This window comes from Azospirillum terrae (assembly GCF_053470425.1).
In genome coordinates, this window is the sequence record NZ_JBPXMR010000011.1 from 73,574 (window position 1) to 89,314 (window position 15,741).

Annotated in this window: 18 protein-coding genes; 7 read left to right on the top strand and 11 right to left on the bottom strand. The window is 67.6% G+C overall.

Going from position 1 to position 15,741, the window contains the following annotated elements; translation table 11 throughout:
* The first annotated feature begins 7 nt into the window (after positions 1 to 7).
* Positions 8 to 607, top strand: coding sequence for a hypothetical protein (locus ACSVDD_RS22950; RefSeq protein ID WP_448191725.1), 600 nt, complete (start codon positions 8 to 10; stop codon positions 605 to 607).
* Positions 608 to 820: 213 nt separating this feature from the next.
* Here the strand turns inward: ACSVDD_RS22950 and ACSVDD_RS22955 are convergent, their stop codons facing one another.
* Together ACSVDD_RS22955 and ACSVDD_RS22960 are read right to left on the bottom strand one after the other, a co-directional pair.
* Positions 821 to 1,303: a hypothetical protein gene (locus ACSVDD_RS22955; RefSeq protein WP_448191726.1), complete on the bottom strand. Its 483-nt coding sequence runs from the start codon at positions 1,301 to 1,303 to the stop codon at positions 821 to 823.
* A gap of 8 nt (positions 1,304 to 1,311) precedes the next feature.
* Complete coding sequence (locus tag ACSVDD_RS22960) at positions 1,312 to 2,283, bottom strand: GGDEF domain-containing protein (RefSeq protein WP_448191727.1); 972 nt, start codon at positions 2,281 to 2,283, stop codon at positions 1,312 to 1,314.
* A gap of 112 nt (positions 2,284 to 2,395) precedes the next feature.
* Between ACSVDD_RS22960 and ACSVDD_RS22965 the strand changes: the two genes are divergently transcribed.
* The gene (locus ACSVDD_RS22965) at positions 2,396 to 3,130 is read left to right on the top strand and encodes a GNAT family N-acetyltransferase (protein WP_448191728.1); all 735 of its coding nucleotides are present in this window, start codon (positions 2,396 to 2,398) and stop codon (positions 3,128 to 3,130) included.
* 23 nt (positions 3,131 to 3,153) lie between these two features.
* Here the strand turns inward: ACSVDD_RS22965 and xth are convergent, their stop codons facing one another.
* Positions 3,154 to 3,948 (bottom strand): exodeoxyribonuclease III, encoded by a 795-nt coding sequence (gene xth, locus ACSVDD_RS22970; RefSeq protein WP_448191729.1) that lies wholly within the window; start codon positions 3,946 to 3,948, stop codon positions 3,154 to 3,156.
* A gap of 6 nt (positions 3,949 to 3,954) precedes the next feature.
* On the bottom strand, positions 3,955 to 4,638 hold the full coding sequence (locus ACSVDD_RS22975) for a fumarylacetoacetate hydrolase family protein (RefSeq protein WP_448191730.1): 684 nt from the start codon (positions 4,636 to 4,638) through the stop codon (positions 3,955 to 3,957).
* 359 nt (positions 4,639 to 4,997) lie between these two features.
* Between ACSVDD_RS22975 and ACSVDD_RS22980 the strand changes: the two genes are divergently transcribed.
* The gene (locus ACSVDD_RS22980; protein ID WP_448191731.1) at positions 4,998 to 5,492 is read left to right on the top strand and encodes a MarR family winged helix-turn-helix transcriptional regulator; all 495 of its coding nucleotides are present in this window, start codon (positions 4,998 to 5,000) and stop codon (positions 5,490 to 5,492) included.
* Between the two features lie 4 nt (positions 5,493 to 5,496).
* Here the strand turns inward: ACSVDD_RS22980 and ACSVDD_RS22985 are convergent, their stop codons facing one another.
* From ACSVDD_RS22985 to glnK, 7 genes are all read right to left on the bottom strand, one after another.
* On the bottom strand, positions 5,497 to 6,243 hold the full coding sequence (locus ACSVDD_RS22985; RefSeq protein ID WP_448191732.1) for a gamma-glutamyl-gamma-aminobutyrate hydrolase family protein: 747 nt from the start codon (positions 6,241 to 6,243) through the stop codon (positions 5,497 to 5,499).
* Positions 6,240 to 6,881 carry a LolA family protein gene (locus ACSVDD_RS22990; RefSeq protein ID WP_448191733.1) on the bottom strand — a complete coding sequence of 214 codons (642 nt, stop codon included), beginning with the start codon at positions 6,879 to 6,881 and terminating at the stop codon, positions 6,240 to 6,242. Before ACSVDD_RS22990 ends, ACSVDD_RS22985 begins: the two co-directional genes overlap by 4 nt.
* 82 nt (positions 6,882 to 6,963) lie before the next feature.
* Positions 6,964 to 9,459, bottom strand: a complete 2,496-nt coding sequence (locus ACSVDD_RS22995) for a DNA translocase FtsK (protein ID WP_448191734.1) — start codon at positions 9,457 to 9,459, stop codon at positions 6,964 to 6,966.
* A 7-nt stretch (positions 9,460 to 9,466) separates the two neighbouring features.
* Positions 9,467 to 10,705: an aminotransferase class I/II-fold pyridoxal phosphate-dependent enzyme gene (locus tag ACSVDD_RS23000; RefSeq protein ID WP_448191735.1), complete on the bottom strand. Its 1,239-nt coding sequence runs from the start codon at positions 10,703 to 10,705 to the stop codon at positions 9,467 to 9,469.
* Positions 10,706 to 11,175: 470 nt separating this feature from the next.
* Positions 11,176 to 11,472, bottom strand: a complete 297-nt coding sequence (locus tag ACSVDD_RS23005) for a hypothetical protein (protein ID WP_448191736.1) — start codon at positions 11,470 to 11,472, stop codon at positions 11,176 to 11,178.
* A gap of 109 nt (positions 11,473 to 11,581) precedes the next feature.
* Positions 11,582 to 12,448 (bottom strand): hypothetical protein, encoded by an 867-nt coding sequence (locus ACSVDD_RS23010; protein WP_448191737.1) that lies wholly within the window; start codon positions 12,446 to 12,448, stop codon positions 11,582 to 11,584.
* A 361-nt stretch (positions 12,449 to 12,809) separates the two neighbouring features.
* Positions 12,810 to 13,148 carry a P-II family nitrogen regulator gene (gene glnK / locus ACSVDD_RS23015; protein WP_448191738.1) on the bottom strand — a complete coding sequence of 113 codons (339 nt, stop codon included), beginning with the start codon at positions 13,146 to 13,148 and terminating at the stop codon, positions 12,810 to 12,812.
* 327 nt (positions 13,149 to 13,475) lie between these two features.
* Here glnK and ACSVDD_RS23020 point away from each other — a divergent pair, with 327 nt between their 5' ends.
* The 4 genes from ACSVDD_RS23020 (at position 13,476) to ACSVDD_RS23035 (ending at position 15,635) form a co-directional block, all read left to right on the top strand.
* Positions 13,476 to 14,726 carry a UbiH/UbiF/VisC/COQ6 family ubiquinone biosynthesis hydroxylase gene (locus ACSVDD_RS23020; RefSeq protein WP_448191739.1) on the top strand — a complete coding sequence of 417 codons (1,251 nt, stop codon included), beginning with the start codon at positions 13,476 to 13,478 and terminating at the stop codon, positions 14,724 to 14,726.
* A 199-nt stretch (positions 14,727 to 14,925) separates the two neighbouring features.
* A complete protein-coding gene (locus ACSVDD_RS23025; RefSeq protein ID WP_448191740.1) occupies positions 14,926 to 15,135 on the top strand; it encodes a cold-shock protein in 210 nt (69 codons plus the stop codon).
* Positions 15,136 to 15,215: 80 nt separating this feature from the next.
* On the top strand, positions 15,216 to 15,395 hold the full coding sequence (locus ACSVDD_RS23030) for a hypothetical protein (protein WP_448191741.1): 180 nt from the start codon (positions 15,216 to 15,218) through the stop codon (positions 15,393 to 15,395).
* A gap of 15 nt (positions 15,396 to 15,410) precedes the next feature.
* The gene (locus tag ACSVDD_RS23035) at positions 15,411 to 15,635 is read left to right on the top strand and encodes a hypothetical protein (protein WP_448191742.1); all 225 of its coding nucleotides are present in this window, start codon (positions 15,411 to 15,413) and stop codon (positions 15,633 to 15,635) included.
* Positions 15,636 to 15,741 lie beyond the last annotated feature (106 nt).

Genomic DNA, 15,741 nt, shown 5'->3' on the forward strand with positions numbered 1-15,741 from the left:
AGAGCGCATGCCGTCCCGCCGATCCCTTCTCCTCGCCGCCGCCGCTGCCGCGGCGCTCGCCGCTTGCCAGAACGCGCCGATCCGCCCCGCCCCGCGCCCCATCGACTTCTCGTCGTTCGGGCCGATCGTGCTGAACGCCGCGAAGATCGACTTCGTGGACGCCTCCCGGCCGGCCGGCGGCGTCGTGCACGTCGAGCAGCGGGCCTCCACCCCGCCCCTGGAAGCCATGCGCCGCTGGACCGCCGAGCGCCTGCAAGCCGCCGGCCGCGCCGGCACGATGCGGGTGACGGTGCGCGACGCCAGCATCATTGAGGTGCCGCTGCCGACCACCGGCGGTGTGAAGGGCTATTTCACCAACGAACAGGCACAACGCTACGAGGGCCGCCTGGAGGTCGAGGTGACCGGCGAGGGGCCGGTGGCGAACGGCGGCAGCTTCCGCGGCACCACCAAGGCCGTCGCCACCCACACCAGCACCGTGCCGGAAAACGTCACCCTGGCCGACCGCGAGGCGACGATCAGCGAGATTTCCCGCCATCTGGCAGAGGAGATCAACGCCCGCCTCGACGCCGGCATCCGCAAGGATCTGACGCCGATGGTGACCCGGTAGGGGGCCGCAAGCGCATCGGTTCGAACGGTGCGCTTGCTCTTGCTGGCGGGCCGCATATAGGATTGCAGTCTTCGTTGGGAGAGCCGCGTCCGCGCGCTGCCGGTCGAATGAAACACCACCATGATTCGCGTTTCATAGCGTTGCATTGTGTTGCATCCAGCGCCGCCGAAGTGCCGATGGAACACGTCGCTTTCTGCCGGACGGCAAGCGCCGCTATAGGTCGATACCCAGCGCCAGCAGGTTGTCCTGCGTCGCGCGGTCGAGGGGAACGGCGTTGCGCCGGGCGGCCTCGGCGGCGCGCTCGGCCAGAGCGTCGAAACCGTCCAGCGTCGACTCCACGCGCACCCGGCCGCCGCCGGTGAGCGTCAGCACCAGCCAGCCGTCCGTGCGGTCGCGCCGTGTCGCGTAATAGCGCAGGCGCAGGCCGCTCAACGCGTCCCAGCGCACGGCACCGCCCAGGGGCCCTTCGGCGCGCACGCCGTCCTCGTCCACCACGACGCGGGTCACGTGGCGTTGCGCCGTGCGGGCGGCAAAGGCGGCGAACAGGATCGCCGCCAGCCCCAGCGGCACCGCGATCCAGACGGTGAGGGTGAGCAGCAGCAACGGCGACACGGTCATCGCCAGCCCGGCCGCGGCGCGGGCGTAGTCACCCATCAGACCAGCGGGCGGGTAGCGCAGGATCAGCCGTTCCGTCACGGAAGGGTCTACACGAAGGCGATGTCGATGGCGCCTACCACACGGTTGCGCCCCTGACCCTTGGCCTGATACAGCGCCTCGTCGGCGCAGGACAGCATGGCGTCGATGCCGCGTTCGCCGCTGTGGCAGGACGCCAGACCGATGCTGACGGTGAAGCGCACCGTCTCGGCGCCGGCCGGCACCTCGATGGCCATGACGCCCGTGCGGATGCGCTCGGCCACCTGGCGGGCGCCGGCGCCATCGGTTTCCGGCAGCAGGACGGCGAACTCCTCGCCGCCCATGCGGCCCAGCACGTCGTTGGTGCGCAACGCGTGCTGGCAGGCGGCGGTGAACGCCTTCAGCGCCTCGTCGCCCACCGCGTGGCCGTGGGTGTCGTTGATCCGCTTGAAGTGGTCGATGTCCAGCGCCAGCAGGCTGAACGGCCGGGCGTAGCGGCGGCTGCGCTCCTCCTCCGACTCGGCGACGTCGATGAAGTGGCGGCGGTTCCAGACACCGGTCAGCGGGTCGGTGTTGGACAGCACGCGCAGCATCGACTCGGTCTGCTTCATCGCGGTGACGTCGTTGATCAGCACGTAGATGACCGGCAGCCCCTCCCAGGGCAGCGGCGACATGCTGATCTGCGCGCTGGTGAGCCGGCCGTTGGCGCCGGTCACCACGCAGTCCTTGGTGCGCACCAGCTCGCGTTTGCGCAGACAGGCGGTGAAAAAGGCGGCTTGCGCCTCCGCGTCGGCTTCGGTGACGAAGTCCAGGTAATGGAGGCCGACCAGCGCCTCCTGGCTGAAGCCGAGGACCCGCGCCGCCTCGATGTTGGCGTAGACGATGCCCTGCTCCTGATGGATCAGCAGGCCAGCCGGCAGCAGGTCCAGCAGGTCGCCGAGCTTGCTGCGGGTGATCGACAGCTCATGGCTGGTGACGACCGCGTCCGTGTCGTCGCTCAGATCGAAGAAGTCCAGAGTGTCCGGCTGATCCGGTACGGGCATCGGGTGCATGGGAAAGTTGGGCTGGGAGGAAGTTCGAATATATGCGTAAGTGTATAGATCACGGGGAAGCGGGGCAACGCATCGCCCGCATTCATCACAGGATCGGATCGCCATGACCACCGAGCGCAACGCTTTGAACCAGCCCATCGGTTTTCCCGTGCCCGGCTGGACGCCCCGCCCCCGGCCGCCGCGCACGGCCATGGAGGGCCGCTATTGCCGGGTGGAGCCGCTCGACCCCGCCCGTCACGCCGACGATCTGTTCGACGCCAACGCCAAGGATGCGGAGGGCCGCAACTGGACCTACCTGTCCACCGAGCCGCCGAAGACGCGCGAGACCTACCGCGCCTGGGCCGAGGCCATGGTGACGAGCGAGGACCCGTTGCTCCACGCCATCATCGCGCGCGACACCGGGCGCGCGGTGGGCGTGGCGGCGTACCTGCGCATCGACCCGGCCAACGGGAGCATCGAGGTCGGACACATCAACTTCAGCCCGCGCCTGCAACGCACCCGCGCCGCGACCGAGGCGATGTTCCTGATGATGCGCCGTGCCTTCGACGAGTTGGGCTATCGGCGGTACGAGTGGAAGTGCGACTCGCTGAACGCGCCGTCCCGCGCGGCGGCTCAGCGCCTGGGGTTCCGGCACGAGGGGGTGTTCCGGCAGGTGATGGTCACCAAGGGGCGCAACCGGGATACGGCGTGGTTCTCGATCCTCGACAGCGAATGGCCGGCACTGCGCGCAGCGTTCGAGCAGTGGCTGGACCCGGCGAACTTCGATGAGGCCGGGCGGCAGAGGATCAAGCTGTCGGAACTGGCTCCCTCCCCCAGTGGGGCCGGGGGAGGGAGTTAAGTTTCACTAGCGAAACGATCCTTTCAAACCGCCAGTTCCACCACCACCGGCACATGGTCGGAGGGCTTGGGCTCCCAGCCGCGGGCGTCTTTGAGCACGCGGCAGCTTTTCAACGCCGGCTTCAGGGGCTCCGTCACCCAGATATGGTCCAGGCGGCGGCCACGATTCGACGCCGCCCAATCCCGCGCACGGTAGCTCCACCACGTGTAGAGTTTATCCGTTTCGGGAACGAAATGACGTATGGCATCCACCCAGCCGATGGAGTTCTGCATGGCTGTCAGCTTCTCCACCTCGATCGGCGTGTGGGAGATGACATCCAGCAACTCCTTGTGACTCCACACATCGTGCTCAAGTGGCGCGATGTTGAAGTCCCCCATCACGACCATCGGCTTGTCGCCGCTGCGCTTGGATGCCCACCACTCAGTCATTTCGTCTACGAAACGAAGTTTGTGGGCGAACTTGTCATTTTGTTCCGGGTCCGGAACGTCTCCGCCGGAGGGGATGTAGACGCTGTGCAGCTCGATGCCGTTGGGCAGCGTCGCCAGGATATGGCGGCAGTCCTGCTTCTCGCACCAGTGCTGGATGTCGCGCGTCTCCAGCGGCAGCTTGGAGAGGATGGCGACACCATTGTAGCTCTTCATCCCGTGCACGTGATTGTGCACGAAACCGCGCTCTTCCAAGGGTTTGTGCGGAAACTCCTGGTCGACGCACTTGGTTTCCTGCAAGCAGATGACGTCCGGGTTGGCCTCGTCGATCAGGCGCAGCAGCAGGTCCATCCGCAGGCGGACGGAGTTGATGTTCCAAGTGGCGATGCGCATGGGCGGTCAGCCGATGGTGACGGTGAGCGTGCCGACACCCTCGACGCTGCCTTCCAGGCGATCGCCCTTGACCACCGGGCCGACGCCCTCCGGCGTGCCGGTGTAGATCAGATCGCCCGGCTTCAGCTCGACAAGTCCAGACAGATACGAGATCGTTTCGGACACGGACCAAATCAGGTCGTTGAGGTCGCCGTGCTGCCGCTGTTCGCCGTTGACGGTCAGGGCGACGGCGCCCTTGTCCGGGTGGCCGATGTCGGCGGCGCGGCGGATGGTGCCGCAGGGGGCGGACAGGTCGAAGCCCTTGCCCATGTCCCAGGGCTTGCCTTCCTTCTTGGCGGCGTTCTGCAGGTCGCGGCGCGTCATGTCCAGGCCGACGGCGTAGCCGTAGACGTGCTCCAGCGCGCTCTCAACCGGGATGTTCGCCCCGCCCTTGGCGATGGCGACGACCAGTTCGATCTCGTGGTGCAGGTTCTTGGTGGCCGGCGGGTAAGGCACCGTGCCGCCATCCGCCACCACGGCGTCGGCCGGTTTGGTGAAGAAGAACGGCGGCTCGCGGTCGGGATCGGCGCCCATCTCGCGGGCGTGCGCCGCGTAGTTGCGGCCGACGCAATAGATGCGGCGCACCGGGAACGGGTCGCCACCGGCGACGGCGACCGTCGGCTGGGGCCACAGGGGAACGGCGTAGGCCATGGCGACACTCCTGTCAGGAACGATCCGACCTCAAGGGGGCCGGCCTCAAGAGGTAACGGGCCGGCCGCCGCTTGCCAAGGCTGCAAAAACAAGACGCCCGGTCTGGGGGAGACCGGGCGTCGGAAGCTCCGTGGGGAGCCCGCGCGCAGCAGGGGAAACCACGGCGCGGGCGACCGCTCCCGGGGGAGGAAACGGCCACTTCATGCCCAATCAGGTTGGGTGGTGCTCGTCCGGGGACCAATGCGCATCACGAATACGCGCTATGCAATGCAGGTGATACGCACTGTTCTTGCTGACAAATGAAGCTGGTCCCTGCATTTTACCGCCGACACGAATCCTACATAAAAGTGGCTTTCCCCTTGACCGACACCGATCGTACCGCGCCCGCGGAGCGGCGCACCCGCGCGCGTCCCGGCCGCACCGGCAAGCTGGGCCTCGGCCCCCTGCCCGAGCTGGTCGGCTACAACCTGCGCAAGGCGCAGGTCGCCGTCTTCCAGAGCTTCCAGGCCGCCGTGGCGCCCCACGACATCACGCCGGGCCAGTTCGGCGTGCTGATCATGATCAGCGAGAATGAAGGCCTCAGCCAGTCCGACCTGGGTGCTGCAGTGGGCATCGACCGTTCGACCATGGTGGCGGTGATCGACCGGCTCGAGTCGCGCGGCCTCGTGGTTCGCGCGCCGTCGCCGAACGACCGCCGCTCCTACGCGCTGAAGCTGTCGCCCGAGGGCGAGAAGCTGCTGGGCGAACTGGTGCCGCGCATCCAGTCGCACGACCAGGCCATGATGAAGGACCTCTCCGCGCAGGAGCAGGCCCAGCTCATGGACCTGCTGCGCCGCGTCTCCAAGGCCGGCTGAGCGTCTACCGCCGCCGGGCCCGCTCGGCGGCGGCTTCTCCGAAGGCGGCGAACAGCGCGGCCGACAGCGGGGTGTCGCGGAAGCGCCATTCCGGGTGCCACTGCACGGCCAGCGCAAAGGCCGGCGCGCCCTCGACGCGCACCGCCTCGACCAGCCCATCGGGCGCCGTCGCTTCCACCGCCAAGCCGGGCGCTAGGCGGTCGATCCCCTGCCCGTGCACCGAATTGACCCGCACCTCATCGCGCCCTGCCAGCCGCGCCAGCACGCCGCCGGGCGTCAAAGTCACGGGGTGGGCCGGGCCGTACTGTACCTCCAGCGGCGCCGTCTCGTCCTCGCGGTGGTCGGCCAGCCCCGGCACCTCGTGCAAGCGCTGGTGCAGTGTGCCGCCCAGGGCGACGTTCAACTCCTGAAAGCCGCGGCAGATGCCCAGCAGCGGCACCCCGGCCGCCAGCGCGGCGCGGATCAGCGGCAGCGTGGTGGCGTCGCGGGCGGGGTCGTGCAGCGTGCCCTCCGCGCTGGGCGGGCCGCCGTAGAGGTGCGGCTCGACGTTCGACCCGCTGCCGGTGAACAGCAGCCCATCGAGTCGCGCCACCAGATCGTCGATGTCGAGCCCGCCGCCCAGCGCCGGCACCAGCAACGGCAGCGCGCCAGCGCCATCGGACACGGCGCGGATATACTTGTCGCCGGCCACGTGGAAGGGGGGGTCGCCCAGCGCGCGGATGCAGGTGGGGATGCCGACCAGTGGTGTCATTTGAACTGATCGCGGCGGCGCGCCGGCTCCTTGAAGTAAAAGAAGCTCGAATCGAACTGCACGCCCTGCCGGGGGTTGAGCAGCGCCACCTCCGTGGTCAGGCCCTGCGCGTCGACCACACGCCATTTGCGCAGCTGGAACGGCCGATCCTCGAACACCAGCGTCATCGATCCCTTGCCGGGGTCCTTGGCCTCCAACAGCGTGATCTCCACCGCGCCGGGCGTGCGGAACACGTCGGTGACCGTCACGTCGCCGGACAGCCGGATTTCCGGCCGCAGGATGAAGTCGGCCAGGGTCGAGCCGATGGGCGTGCTCGACTGCTGCTCCATCTCGCCGTCCCAGTAGGTGAGGATGCGGCCGTCGGCGACGACGAAGTCCTTCACCGGCGGGTCGTACTCCAGCCGCATCCGCCCCGGCCGCCACAGCGAAAAGGTGCCGGAGAGCTGTCGGCCATCGGCGCCGGTTTGCAGGAACTTGGATTGCAGCGTCTGGATGCTGTTCAGGTACTGCTCGGCCTGGGTGATGGAGGCCTTGTCCTCGGGCGTGAGCGGGTGGGCCTTGGGCACGGCCCAAGCCGGCGCGGCAAGCGATGCCAGGAGGACGAGAGAGGCGAGGATTCGGCGAAGCACGGCGTTCATACCCCAATAGCTGCCCGACATTCGTGGCGGAAACGCGGCGCAGGGGCAAGGGGGTCCGAATCGCTACCCCCCTACTCGCCCCCTACTCGTCGATGTTGCGCGCCAGCACCTCGCGCTTGCCGGCGTGGTTGGGTTTGGAAACCACGCCCTCGCTCTCCATGCGCTCGATCAGGCGGGCGGCGGAGTTGTAGCCGATGCGCAACTGGCGCTGGATGAAGCTGGTGGACGCCTTGCGCTCGCGGCAGACGATGGCGACGGCCTTGTCGTACATCTCGTCGCCGGTGGCGCTGCCGCCGCCGGAGCCGCCACCGTCGTCCTCGAACACCGCGTCGTCGTCTTCCTCGGTGATGGCGTCCACGTAGTTGGGCTCGCCCTGCGCCTTGAGGAACTTGACGATGTGCTCGACCTCGGCGTCCGAGACGAAGGGGCCGTGCACGCGGGTGATGCGGCCGCCGCCCTGCATGTACAGCATGTCGCCCTGACCAAGGAGCTGTTCGGCCCCCTGCTCGCCGAGGATGGTGCGGCTGTCGATCTTCGAGGTGACCTGGAAGCTGATGCGGGTCGGGAAGTTGGCCTTGATGGTGCCGGTGATGACGTCCACCGAGGGGCGCTGCGTCGCCATGATGATGTGGATGCCGGCGGCACGGGCCATCTGGGCGAGGCGCTGGATCGCCGCCTCGATGTCCTTGCCGGCCACCAGCATCAGGTCGGCCATCTCGTCGACGATGACCACGATGTACGGCAGCTCCTTGAGGTCGAGCGGCTGCTCCTCGAACAGCGGCTTGCCGGTGTCGGGGTCGAAGCCGGTCTGCACGCGCCGGGTCAGCGACTCGCCGTTGGTGCGCGCCTCGCGCAGGCGGGCGTTGTAGCCCTCGATGTTGCGCACGCCCAGCTTGGACATGTTGCGGTAGCGGTCCTCCATCTCCCGCACCGTCCACTTCAGCGCGACCACCGCCTTCTTCGGGTCGGTCACCACGGGGGTGAGCAGGTGGGGGATGCCCTCGTAGACCGACAGCTCCAGCATCTTCGGGTCGATCATGATGAAGCGGCAGCGCTCCGGCGGCAGCCGGTAGAGCAGCGACAGGATCATCGTGTTGATCGCCACCGACTTGCCGGAACCCGTGGTGCCAGCCACCAGCAGGTGCGGGAAGCGGGCAAGGTCGGCCACCACCGGGCCGCCGCCGATGTCCTTGCCCAGCGCCAGCACCAGCTTGCCCTGGTTGCGCTCGAAATGCTCGGCGGCGAAGATCTCGCGCAGCAGCACGGTCTCGCGCTTGGCGTTCGGCATTTCCACGCCGATGACGTTGCGGCCGGGCACCACGGCGACGCGCACGGACACCGCGCTCATGGACCGCGCGATGTCGTCGGCGAGGCCAATGACGCGCGAGGACTTGGTGCCCGGCGCCGGTTCCAGCTCGTACAGTGTGACGACCGGACCGGGGTGGACCTTCTGCACCTCGCCGCGCACGCCGAAGTCGGCCAGCACGCGCTCCAGTTCCTCGGCGTTGCGGCGCAGGGTGGCCTCGTCGAGCTGCTCGGCACGCGCGGTTGGCAGCGGCATCTGGAGCAGGTCGAGCGGCGGCAGCTCGTAGCCGTCCCCCTCGGCGTTGTCGAGGTGCAGCGCGGGCTGGCGCGGGTCGGGCTTGCGCGGCGTGGGCTCGGCCTTGGCCTTCGGCGGCGTCACCACGGGGACGGCGCGCGGGCTAGCCGGCGGCTCGTCGTCGCAGGTGTCGCGGGAGGGCGCGCGGAGCGCGTTCGGATTCCCGGCGGGGGTGTCGAAGGTCGGGTCCTTGAAGACTGGCGCGGCGGCGACTGGCGCGTCCGGCTCGGCGCCGCCCAGGCTCGGCTCTCGGCGCATCATGTCGCCGGCGGCGGAGCGCGCGGCACGGGCGGCGTCGGCGCCGCGGCGGCCCACTTCCGAGGCGCCCGTGCGGGCCAGGGTGCCGGCGCGGCCGGCCATCCCGCCCAGAGCGCGGAAGCCGCCGATCCACTCGCGCACCGAAAAGCCGAAGGCGACGAACAGCGTCAGGCCGGACAGCACCGCCGCGGTGGTGGCGACCATCTCGCGCCCGCCGTGGGCGAACAGCGCCTTGGCCGCCGCCTGCATCAGCAGCGTGCCGGCGCTGCCGCCGGGCGGCAGCAGGCGCGGCTCCGGGGGGGCGTAGCCGGCGAACGCCGTGGCGGCCAGCAGCACGCCCCACAACGCCAGCATCAGCCGCAGCACCGGGTGACGGACGATCTTCTGGTTGCCCAGCCGCCAACCCCAGGCGACCGGCACGAGGGCCAGCAGCCACGCCGCCCAGCCCAGCGTCTGCATGAGCACATCCGCCAGATAGGCGCCGGGCAGGCCCAGCAGATTGTGCGCCTTTCCGGCGGTGGCGGTGTTCCACGACGGGTCGGCAGCGTTGTAGCTGCCCAACACGACGAACAGCACAAGACCGACGCAGCCCAGCGCGAACCCCGCCATCTCCTTGGCGCGGGCGGCGACGAAGGCGCGCGCCGCGGGTGACAGCAAAGGCGGGCGTTCCGACCGTCCGGGGGATTTGGCGGTGCGGCTGCTGGGCATCGGCTTTGCCATGGGGATCTTACCCGAGGATGCGGGAAAGCGTCGAACAGGCGCGGGCGATGGTCTCGGTGTCGTGCACCAGCGCCACGCGGATGTAGCGGGCTCCGGCGTTGGGCTCGCCGGGCCGCGCGCGCGTCAGGTAGGCGCCGGGCAGCACGCGGATGCCGCCCTCGGCCCACAGCCGGCGCGTCGCCTCCTCGCCGTCGCCGACGTCGAGCCACAGGAAGAAGCCGCCCGCCGGCCGGTAATAGCCGAAGCGGCCCTGCAACGCATCCTCGGCGGCGTCGAACTTGGCGCGGTAGGCGGCGCGGTTCTCCACCACGTGCGCCTCGTCGCGCCACAGCGCGGCGGAGGCCGCAAGCAGCGGCAGCGGCGTGCCGGCGTTGGAATAGCTGCGCAGGCGGGCGAACTTGGCGATCAGCTCGGGGTCGCCGGCCACGAAGCCGGAGCGCAGGCCGGCGGCGTTGGACCGCTTCGACAGCGAATGGAAGACCAGCAGGTTGGCCCACGGCTTGCCGCCGGGGTCGCCGCCTTGTTCGAGGGTTGCCGCCACCTCCAGCACGCCGGTGGGCGGGGTGTCGAGGTAGATCTCGGCGTAGCACTCGTCCACCGCCAGGACGAAGTCGTATTGCCGGGCCAGCGCGATGGCGCGCTTGAGGTACGCGGCGTCGGCGGCGGCGCCCTGCGGGTTGGCCGGCGTGCACAGGTAGAACAGCGCAGTGCGGGCTAGCAGCTCGGGATCGAGCGCGTCCAGGTCGGGCAGGAAGCCGGTCTCGCGGGTGGCCGACAGGAACACCGGCTCGCCGCCGGCCAGCAGCCCGGCGCCCTCGTACACGGCGTAGAACGGGTTCGGCATGAGAACCGCAGGGGTCTGGCCGTTCTTGACGGTGGGAACCGCGAGAATCGCGGCCTGGAACAGCGCCTCGCGCGTGCCGGCGGCGGGCAGCACCGAGGTTTCCGGGTCGAACAGGCCGGCAGGCAGACCGTAGCGGCGGCTCAGCCAGCCGCCCACGGCGGCGCGCCAGTCCGGCGTGCCGGCGACGGGCGGGTACTTGCCCCAGAGATGGGCGTTGGCGCGGATCGCCTCGTCGATGAGGGCCGGCGGCTGGTGCTGCGGCTCGCCGATGGACATGATCGTCGGCTCGACGTTGGCGCGCGGCGTGATGCCGGACAGCAACGCCGCCAGCCGCGTGAACGGGTAGTCGGACAGCAGGTCCAAACGGTCGTTGGCCAGCGCCGGGGCAAGTGCCGAAGTCATGGGTCCGCGGGTCCGCGCAAAGGATGGGAATCAGGCGCGAAGTCTACCGGCGGGCTGGTGGCGGTACAAGGGCGCTGGGCGGGCGCCGGGTGCGCCATTCCTGGGAGAAGCAGAGCGGGTCAGGTGTTTGTCGCTTGATTTCGACGGAGGGTGTGCGGAGGTGGCGCAGGCAGGAACGCCCCACCGTTTTCCATTGGAGCGAATTCCTGTCCGGCAGGAAACGCCATGTTTCCTTCGGAAGACTGCGGCGCCGAATGGAACGCTGTGGAACACTATGGAACAGTGTGCAGGGGGTGTTCCATTCGTTCCGCACCACGCGGACGCGGTTCGTCGGCAAGGACTTATATCCTATGTTAGATTACCGGCAAGAGCAAGCGCACCGATCGAACCAACGCGCAAAACCGCTGTACGGAACGGGGCTGCCACTCGGGACAGCCCTGTCGACCGGTGGGCAAACGGCTTGAGCCGAATTACAGACAGGTCGCCTGCGCCGTCATCATGAGTTCCACGCCCTTGGCGTGCTGGCTGTTGACCATGACGGCCTCCTCGGGCTTGCCGCTGGCCATGGCGGCTTTCATAGCCTTGACCGCTTCCATGGCGGCGGTGCGGTCGGCCCCGGTGAGCTTGCCCGCCGCACACTTGCAGATCTTGGCGTTCTGCGGACTCTGGGCCGTCTCGCACAGAGCCTCGAAATCGTCGGCGAACGCAACGGCAGGGAGCAAAACAGCGGCGAACGTGGCAGCAATGGCAATTTTCAGTGCGCGCATTTCGGCAGATCCTTCAGCGTGGATTCACACATGGATTCTTGCCTCAAAATCTCTCGACTGGAAATCCGTAAAAACCATTCTGTGATTTCGATGCATGCTGTTAACACCATCAAGGCCTTGTGAGCGTCATTACTTTTTGCGAACGGTACAAGTACATTAAAGATCTTGCGTATAGATCACCAATAGAATGAGACATCGAGAACGAAATTAGATATGTCCATAGAAATGGAATGTTGGATAAATGTATGTTATAGGGTCGCCGCGAACCAGGCTGCCAATCTATCCAACGCATTTTTGCCAAAAATGCGTAGAACGTTATCGCCATGCAAAGAAATAAAAATGGATAAAAGCCAGCTCGCTGGATAGCTTTAAGGCGCACATCAGGCGGAAGCATTGCCTCGCCGGCCGCGATGAGATGGGCATGGCGCCAGGACGCGCTCCACAGAAAGGCCGCCGTAGCGATGATGAATGTAATGTAGTAAACAGTGTATAGATGGGCGGCTAGCAGCGCACGATCAAGATAACCATGGACTGCGAGGTCCATCGTATGCCGCCGCATAATTTCAACGAACGTGCTAAAGACGCCGTGAATGGGCGCAAATACCTGTAGATAAGATTGCGCAGTATCGCCAGTCGGCGCGGCGAACACCCAGAATGCCGTGTAAACCAACGGCAGTGTATAGATTGGTACGATGACGCGGTAGAGTGCCCTGGCATGCTCAGCCTTCGCTGCCTCCGGGTCCGCGGCGCTGGCCGCAAGTTCCCGGACGATGGCAGCCTCGTCGCGCTGAAGGTCGGGCGCGCGGTGGTGGCGCAGCAGATCCAGAGCAATACCAGCGACGAGCAGTACGACCGCTACGGCCATCGTCTCCGCTCCAAGCAAGGCCATCATCAGCGCGACCACCGTTGCGGCGGTGAGCCGAAAAAGACGGACCAGGGAGCAGCCGAAAGCTGCGGCAAAGGACTGCTTTGGCATGGTGGTCGAAGGCGTTCCTTCACAGCCTGCCCAGCCGGTTGGACTGGCGCTTTCCGCTTCGTCATGTCGGAATTTTTTCGCGCCCCGGTAGTCACCAAAACGGCCTACCTGCTTATACTGAACGTTAGGGAGAGCGCCAAGGCGCCGAGCCGAAATCAACCTGGGATAGGCACCACGAGCCTCCGCCGTGCCGATCGTGCCACATGGGCCGGACTCCCGGCCTGCCGCCAACAGCAAAAGCCCCGCAGGCCCGGAACAGGCCGCGGGTACCAGACAAGGGTGCCGGCCCGAAGCTGGCCCCCGGAACCTCGTCAGCAACGACGGAACACGGGCCCGGGGCGCTTCGGGGTCTCGGGAGCCCTTACAGGGCCTCGGAGTTCGTCTCGCCGGTGCGGATGCGCACGGCCTGGGCGATCTCCACCACGAAGATCTTGCCGTCGCCGATGCGGCCGGTGTTGGCGGCCTTCTGGATCGACTCCACGACCTGCTCGGCCTGATCGTCGGACACCGCAACCTCGATCTTCACCTTGGGCAGGAAGCTGACCGAATACTCGGCGCCGCGGTAGATCTCGGTCTGGCCCTTCTGGCGTCCGAAGCCCTTGACCTCGCTGACGGTGAGCCCCTGGATGCCGAGCGAGGTCAGCGCTTCGCGCACTTCGTCGAGCTTGAACGGCTTGATGATGGCCATGACGAGTTTCATGTGGCTCCCCTTGAAACAAAGTGATCCGGCCCGGATCGTCGCCCGGCTGGATCCGGCGCAGCGCCGAATTCAGCCAGAGCGTGTTCGCCCCGGCCGCAAAAATCAATGTTTTCAAGAATCATGCCGAAAGATCCGGCCAAGGGAAACTGCCTGCCGCTTGCGTCAGCCCTGCCGCATTCGGATGCAGGTGCCCATATCATGTGCAACAACGGGGTGGCTTTCGCCTTTGCCGGCCCCAGCGGCTCTGGACCCAACCTCTGGACAAGCCGGCGCTCAGCACCGATTGTTGCACCCCGATACGTCATCAAGGGAAGGACGGCACCGGTCATGACCGACTCGGCGCGCGGCGCGGAAACGGAGATCAGCACGGAGGTCGTGGTGCTCGGCGGCGGGCTCGCCGGCCTGACCATGGCCGCGGCGCTTGCCACCGCCGGGGTGCCGGTGGTGTGCATCGACCGCGACAGCCCGGAAAATCACCAGCGCGACGCATTCGACATCCGCACCACCGCCATCGCCTACGCCTCCATGAAGGTGCTGGAGGGCGCGGGCGTGTGGCGGCACATGGCGGAGCAGGCCGGGCCGATCCTCGACATCCGCGTCGCCGACCAGTTCTCGCCGCTGTTCGTCCACTACGACCACCGCGAACTGACGCTGGACGGCACCAGCCGGCCGTTCGGCTGGATTCTCGACAACAAGGACATCCGCCGCGCGCTGTTCACCCGCGTGAAGGAACTGCCCGGCCTCGTCCACCTCGCCCCGGCGCAGGCCGTGGCGGTGGAGCGCGAGCGGGCGCAAGCCCGCGTGGTGCTGGCCGATGGGCGGGTCATCAAAGCGCGGCTGGTGGTGGGCGCCGATGGCCGCGCGTCGATGGCGCGCGAGGGGGCCGGCATCAAGGTGCGGCGCTGGGCCTACGACCAGAGCGCCATCATCTGCACCATCCGCCATTCCGAGCCGCACGGCGGCGTGGCGGTGGAGCATTTCCTGCCCAACGGCCCGTTCGCCGTGCTGCCGATGACGGAGAACCGCTCGTCCATCGTGTGGAGCGAGAAGACGGCGCTGGTGCCCATTTACCTGGGCCTGTCCGACGCCGAGTTCATCGAGGAGCTGCGCCGCCGCTCCGGCGACTATCTGGGTGAGATCGAGCTGCTGACCAAGCGCGAGGCGTGGCCGCTGTCGGTGCTGCTGGCCGATGAGTTCGTCGCGCCGCGGCTGGCGCTGGTGGGGGAATCGGCGCACGCCATCCACCCCATTGCCGGCCAGGGGTTGAACCTGGGCCTGCGCGACGTGGCGGCGCTGGCCGAGGTGGTGGTGGACGCCTACCGGCTGGGGCTGGACGTGGGCGGGGAGAGCGTGCTGGCGCGCTATCAGCGCTGGCGGCGGTTCGACACGGTGCTGCTGGCCACGGTGTGCGACGGGCTGGTGCACCTGTTCTCCAACAACATCGGCCCGGTGAAGCTGGCGCGCGATCTGGGCATGGCGGTGGTCAACCGCCTGCCGCCGATGAAGCGATTCCTGATGCGGCACGCCATGGGCGTGGTCGGCGACCTGCCGCGGATGATCCGGGGTATGCCCCTCTGACCGAAGGTTCCCTCTGACGGAAGGCTAGGTGGATCGGCCTTGCATTCACAGGCTGGGAGGCCCACGTTGTTTCGGTCATTCTGCTTCGGACGTTCGGCCTGTTAAGCCCACTGGGCACGAGACCGCTGCGATTCCTGGAATACAGATATGATGCGCCCCGCCGGTGGTGGGGTGCTACCCGCATCATAGGAGGACAGCGATGCCCGTCGGCACCGTGAAGTGGTTCAACGGCACCAAGGGTTATGGTTTCATCCAGCCCGACAACGGCGGCCCGGACGTTTTCGTCCACATCTCCGCCGTTGAGCGCGCCGGCATGCGCGGCCTCAACGAGGGTCAGAAGGTTTCCTACGAGGAACAGCGCGACCCGAAGCGCGGCAAGACCTCGGCCGAGAACCTCAAGGCCGTCTGAGCCAGAGAGCGTTTTTGGTGAAGGGGGCACCGGACGGTCCGGTGCCCCTTTTCGTTTGACCGCGTTCCGGAGGCCGTCCCATGGCATTCAAGCCCAACTACAACCAGCAGCGCGCCGAGCGCAACCGCGCCAAAGAGGCGAAGAAGCAGGAAAAGCTGCAACGGCGCGAAGAAGAAGCCGCCAGGCGCAAGGCCGACCCGGATGGGACCGAACCCGCGGGCGAGCCCGACGCCGAAGCCGGCGATCCCGAAAACACCTGAATCCGGAGGCCCAGCATGGCCCGCAAGAAACAACAGCCGGCCGACAACGGCTTCGTGCTGTTCGACATCCTGTACGAAGACGGCGCCCGCACGTCCAACCGCAAGGTCCCCAGCGCGCTGGTGAACGGTGGGGAGGGCGATGGCCCGATCCGCGGCTTCATCGAAGAGCAGGACCGCAAGATCGCCGAAATGTCCGGCAACCCGCGCGGGCCGATCAAGTCGATCGCCCGGTCGGCGTGAGTTGGCGCTTTTCCGTCATGGCCGGGCTCGACCCGGCCATCCACGGCACCTCAAGGCCGTTCTCGCGTCGGCGTGGATGCCCGGCTCAAGGCCGGGCATGACGATG

Bases quoted from the DNA above. Each gene is read 5' to 3' on its own strand.
- ACSVDD_RS22950 (WP_448191725.1), top strand. From the start codon at position 8: ATGCCGTCCCGCCGATCCCTTCTCCTCGCCGCCGCCGCTGCCGCGGCG.
- ACSVDD_RS22960 (WP_448191727.1), bottom strand. From the start codon at position 2,283: ATGCCCGTACCGGATCAGCCGGACACTCTGGACTTCTTCGATCTGAGC.
- ACSVDD_RS22965 (WP_448191728.1), top strand. From the start codon at position 2,396: ATGACCACCGAGCGCAACGCTTTGAACCAGCCCATCGGTTTTCCCGTG.
- xth (WP_448191729.1), bottom strand. From the start codon at position 3,948: ATGCGCATCGCCACTTGGAACATCAACTCCGTCCGCCTGCGGATGGAC.
- ACSVDD_RS22975 (WP_448191730.1), bottom strand. From the start codon at position 4,638: ATGGCCTACGCCGTTCCCCTGTGGCCCCAGCCGACGGTCGCCGTCGCC.
- ACSVDD_RS22985 (WP_448191732.1), bottom strand. From the start codon at position 6,243: ATGACACCACTGGTCGGCATCCCCACCTGCATCCGCGCGCTGGGCGAC.
- ACSVDD_RS22990 (WP_448191733.1), bottom strand. From the start codon at position 6,881: ATGAACGCCGTGCTTCGCCGAATCCTCGCCTCTCTCGTCCTCCTGGCA.
- ACSVDD_RS22995 (WP_448191734.1), bottom strand. From the start codon at position 9,459: ATGGCAAAGCCGATGCCCAGCAGCCGCACCGCCAAATCCCCCGGACGG.
- ACSVDD_RS23000 (WP_448191735.1), bottom strand. From the start codon at position 10,705: ATGACTTCGGCACTTGCCCCGGCGCTGGCCAACGACCGTTTGGACCTG.
- ACSVDD_RS23005 (WP_448191736.1), bottom strand. From the start codon at position 11,472: ATGCGCGCACTGAAAATTGCCATTGCTGCCACGTTCGCCGCTGTTTTG.
- ACSVDD_RS23010 (WP_448191737.1), bottom strand. From the start codon at position 12,448: ATGCCAAAGCAGTCCTTTGCCGCAGCTTTCGGCTGCTCCCTGGTCCGT.
- glnK (WP_448191738.1), bottom strand. From the start codon at position 13,148: ATGAAACTCGTCATGGCCATCATCAAGCCGTTCAAGCTCGACGAAGTG.
- ACSVDD_RS23020 (WP_448191739.1), top strand. From the start codon at position 13,476: ATGACCGACTCGGCGCGCGGCGCGGAAACGGAGATCAGCACGGAGGTC.
- ACSVDD_RS23025 (WP_448191740.1), top strand. From the start codon at position 14,926: ATGCCCGTCGGCACCGTGAAGTGGTTCAACGGCACCAAGGGTTATGGT.
- ACSVDD_RS23030 (WP_448191741.1), top strand. From the start codon at position 15,216: ATGGCATTCAAGCCCAACTACAACCAGCAGCGCGCCGAGCGCAACCGC.
- ACSVDD_RS23035 (WP_448191742.1), top strand. From the start codon at position 15,411: ATGGCCCGCAAGAAACAACAGCCGGCCGACAACGGCTTCGTGCTGTTC.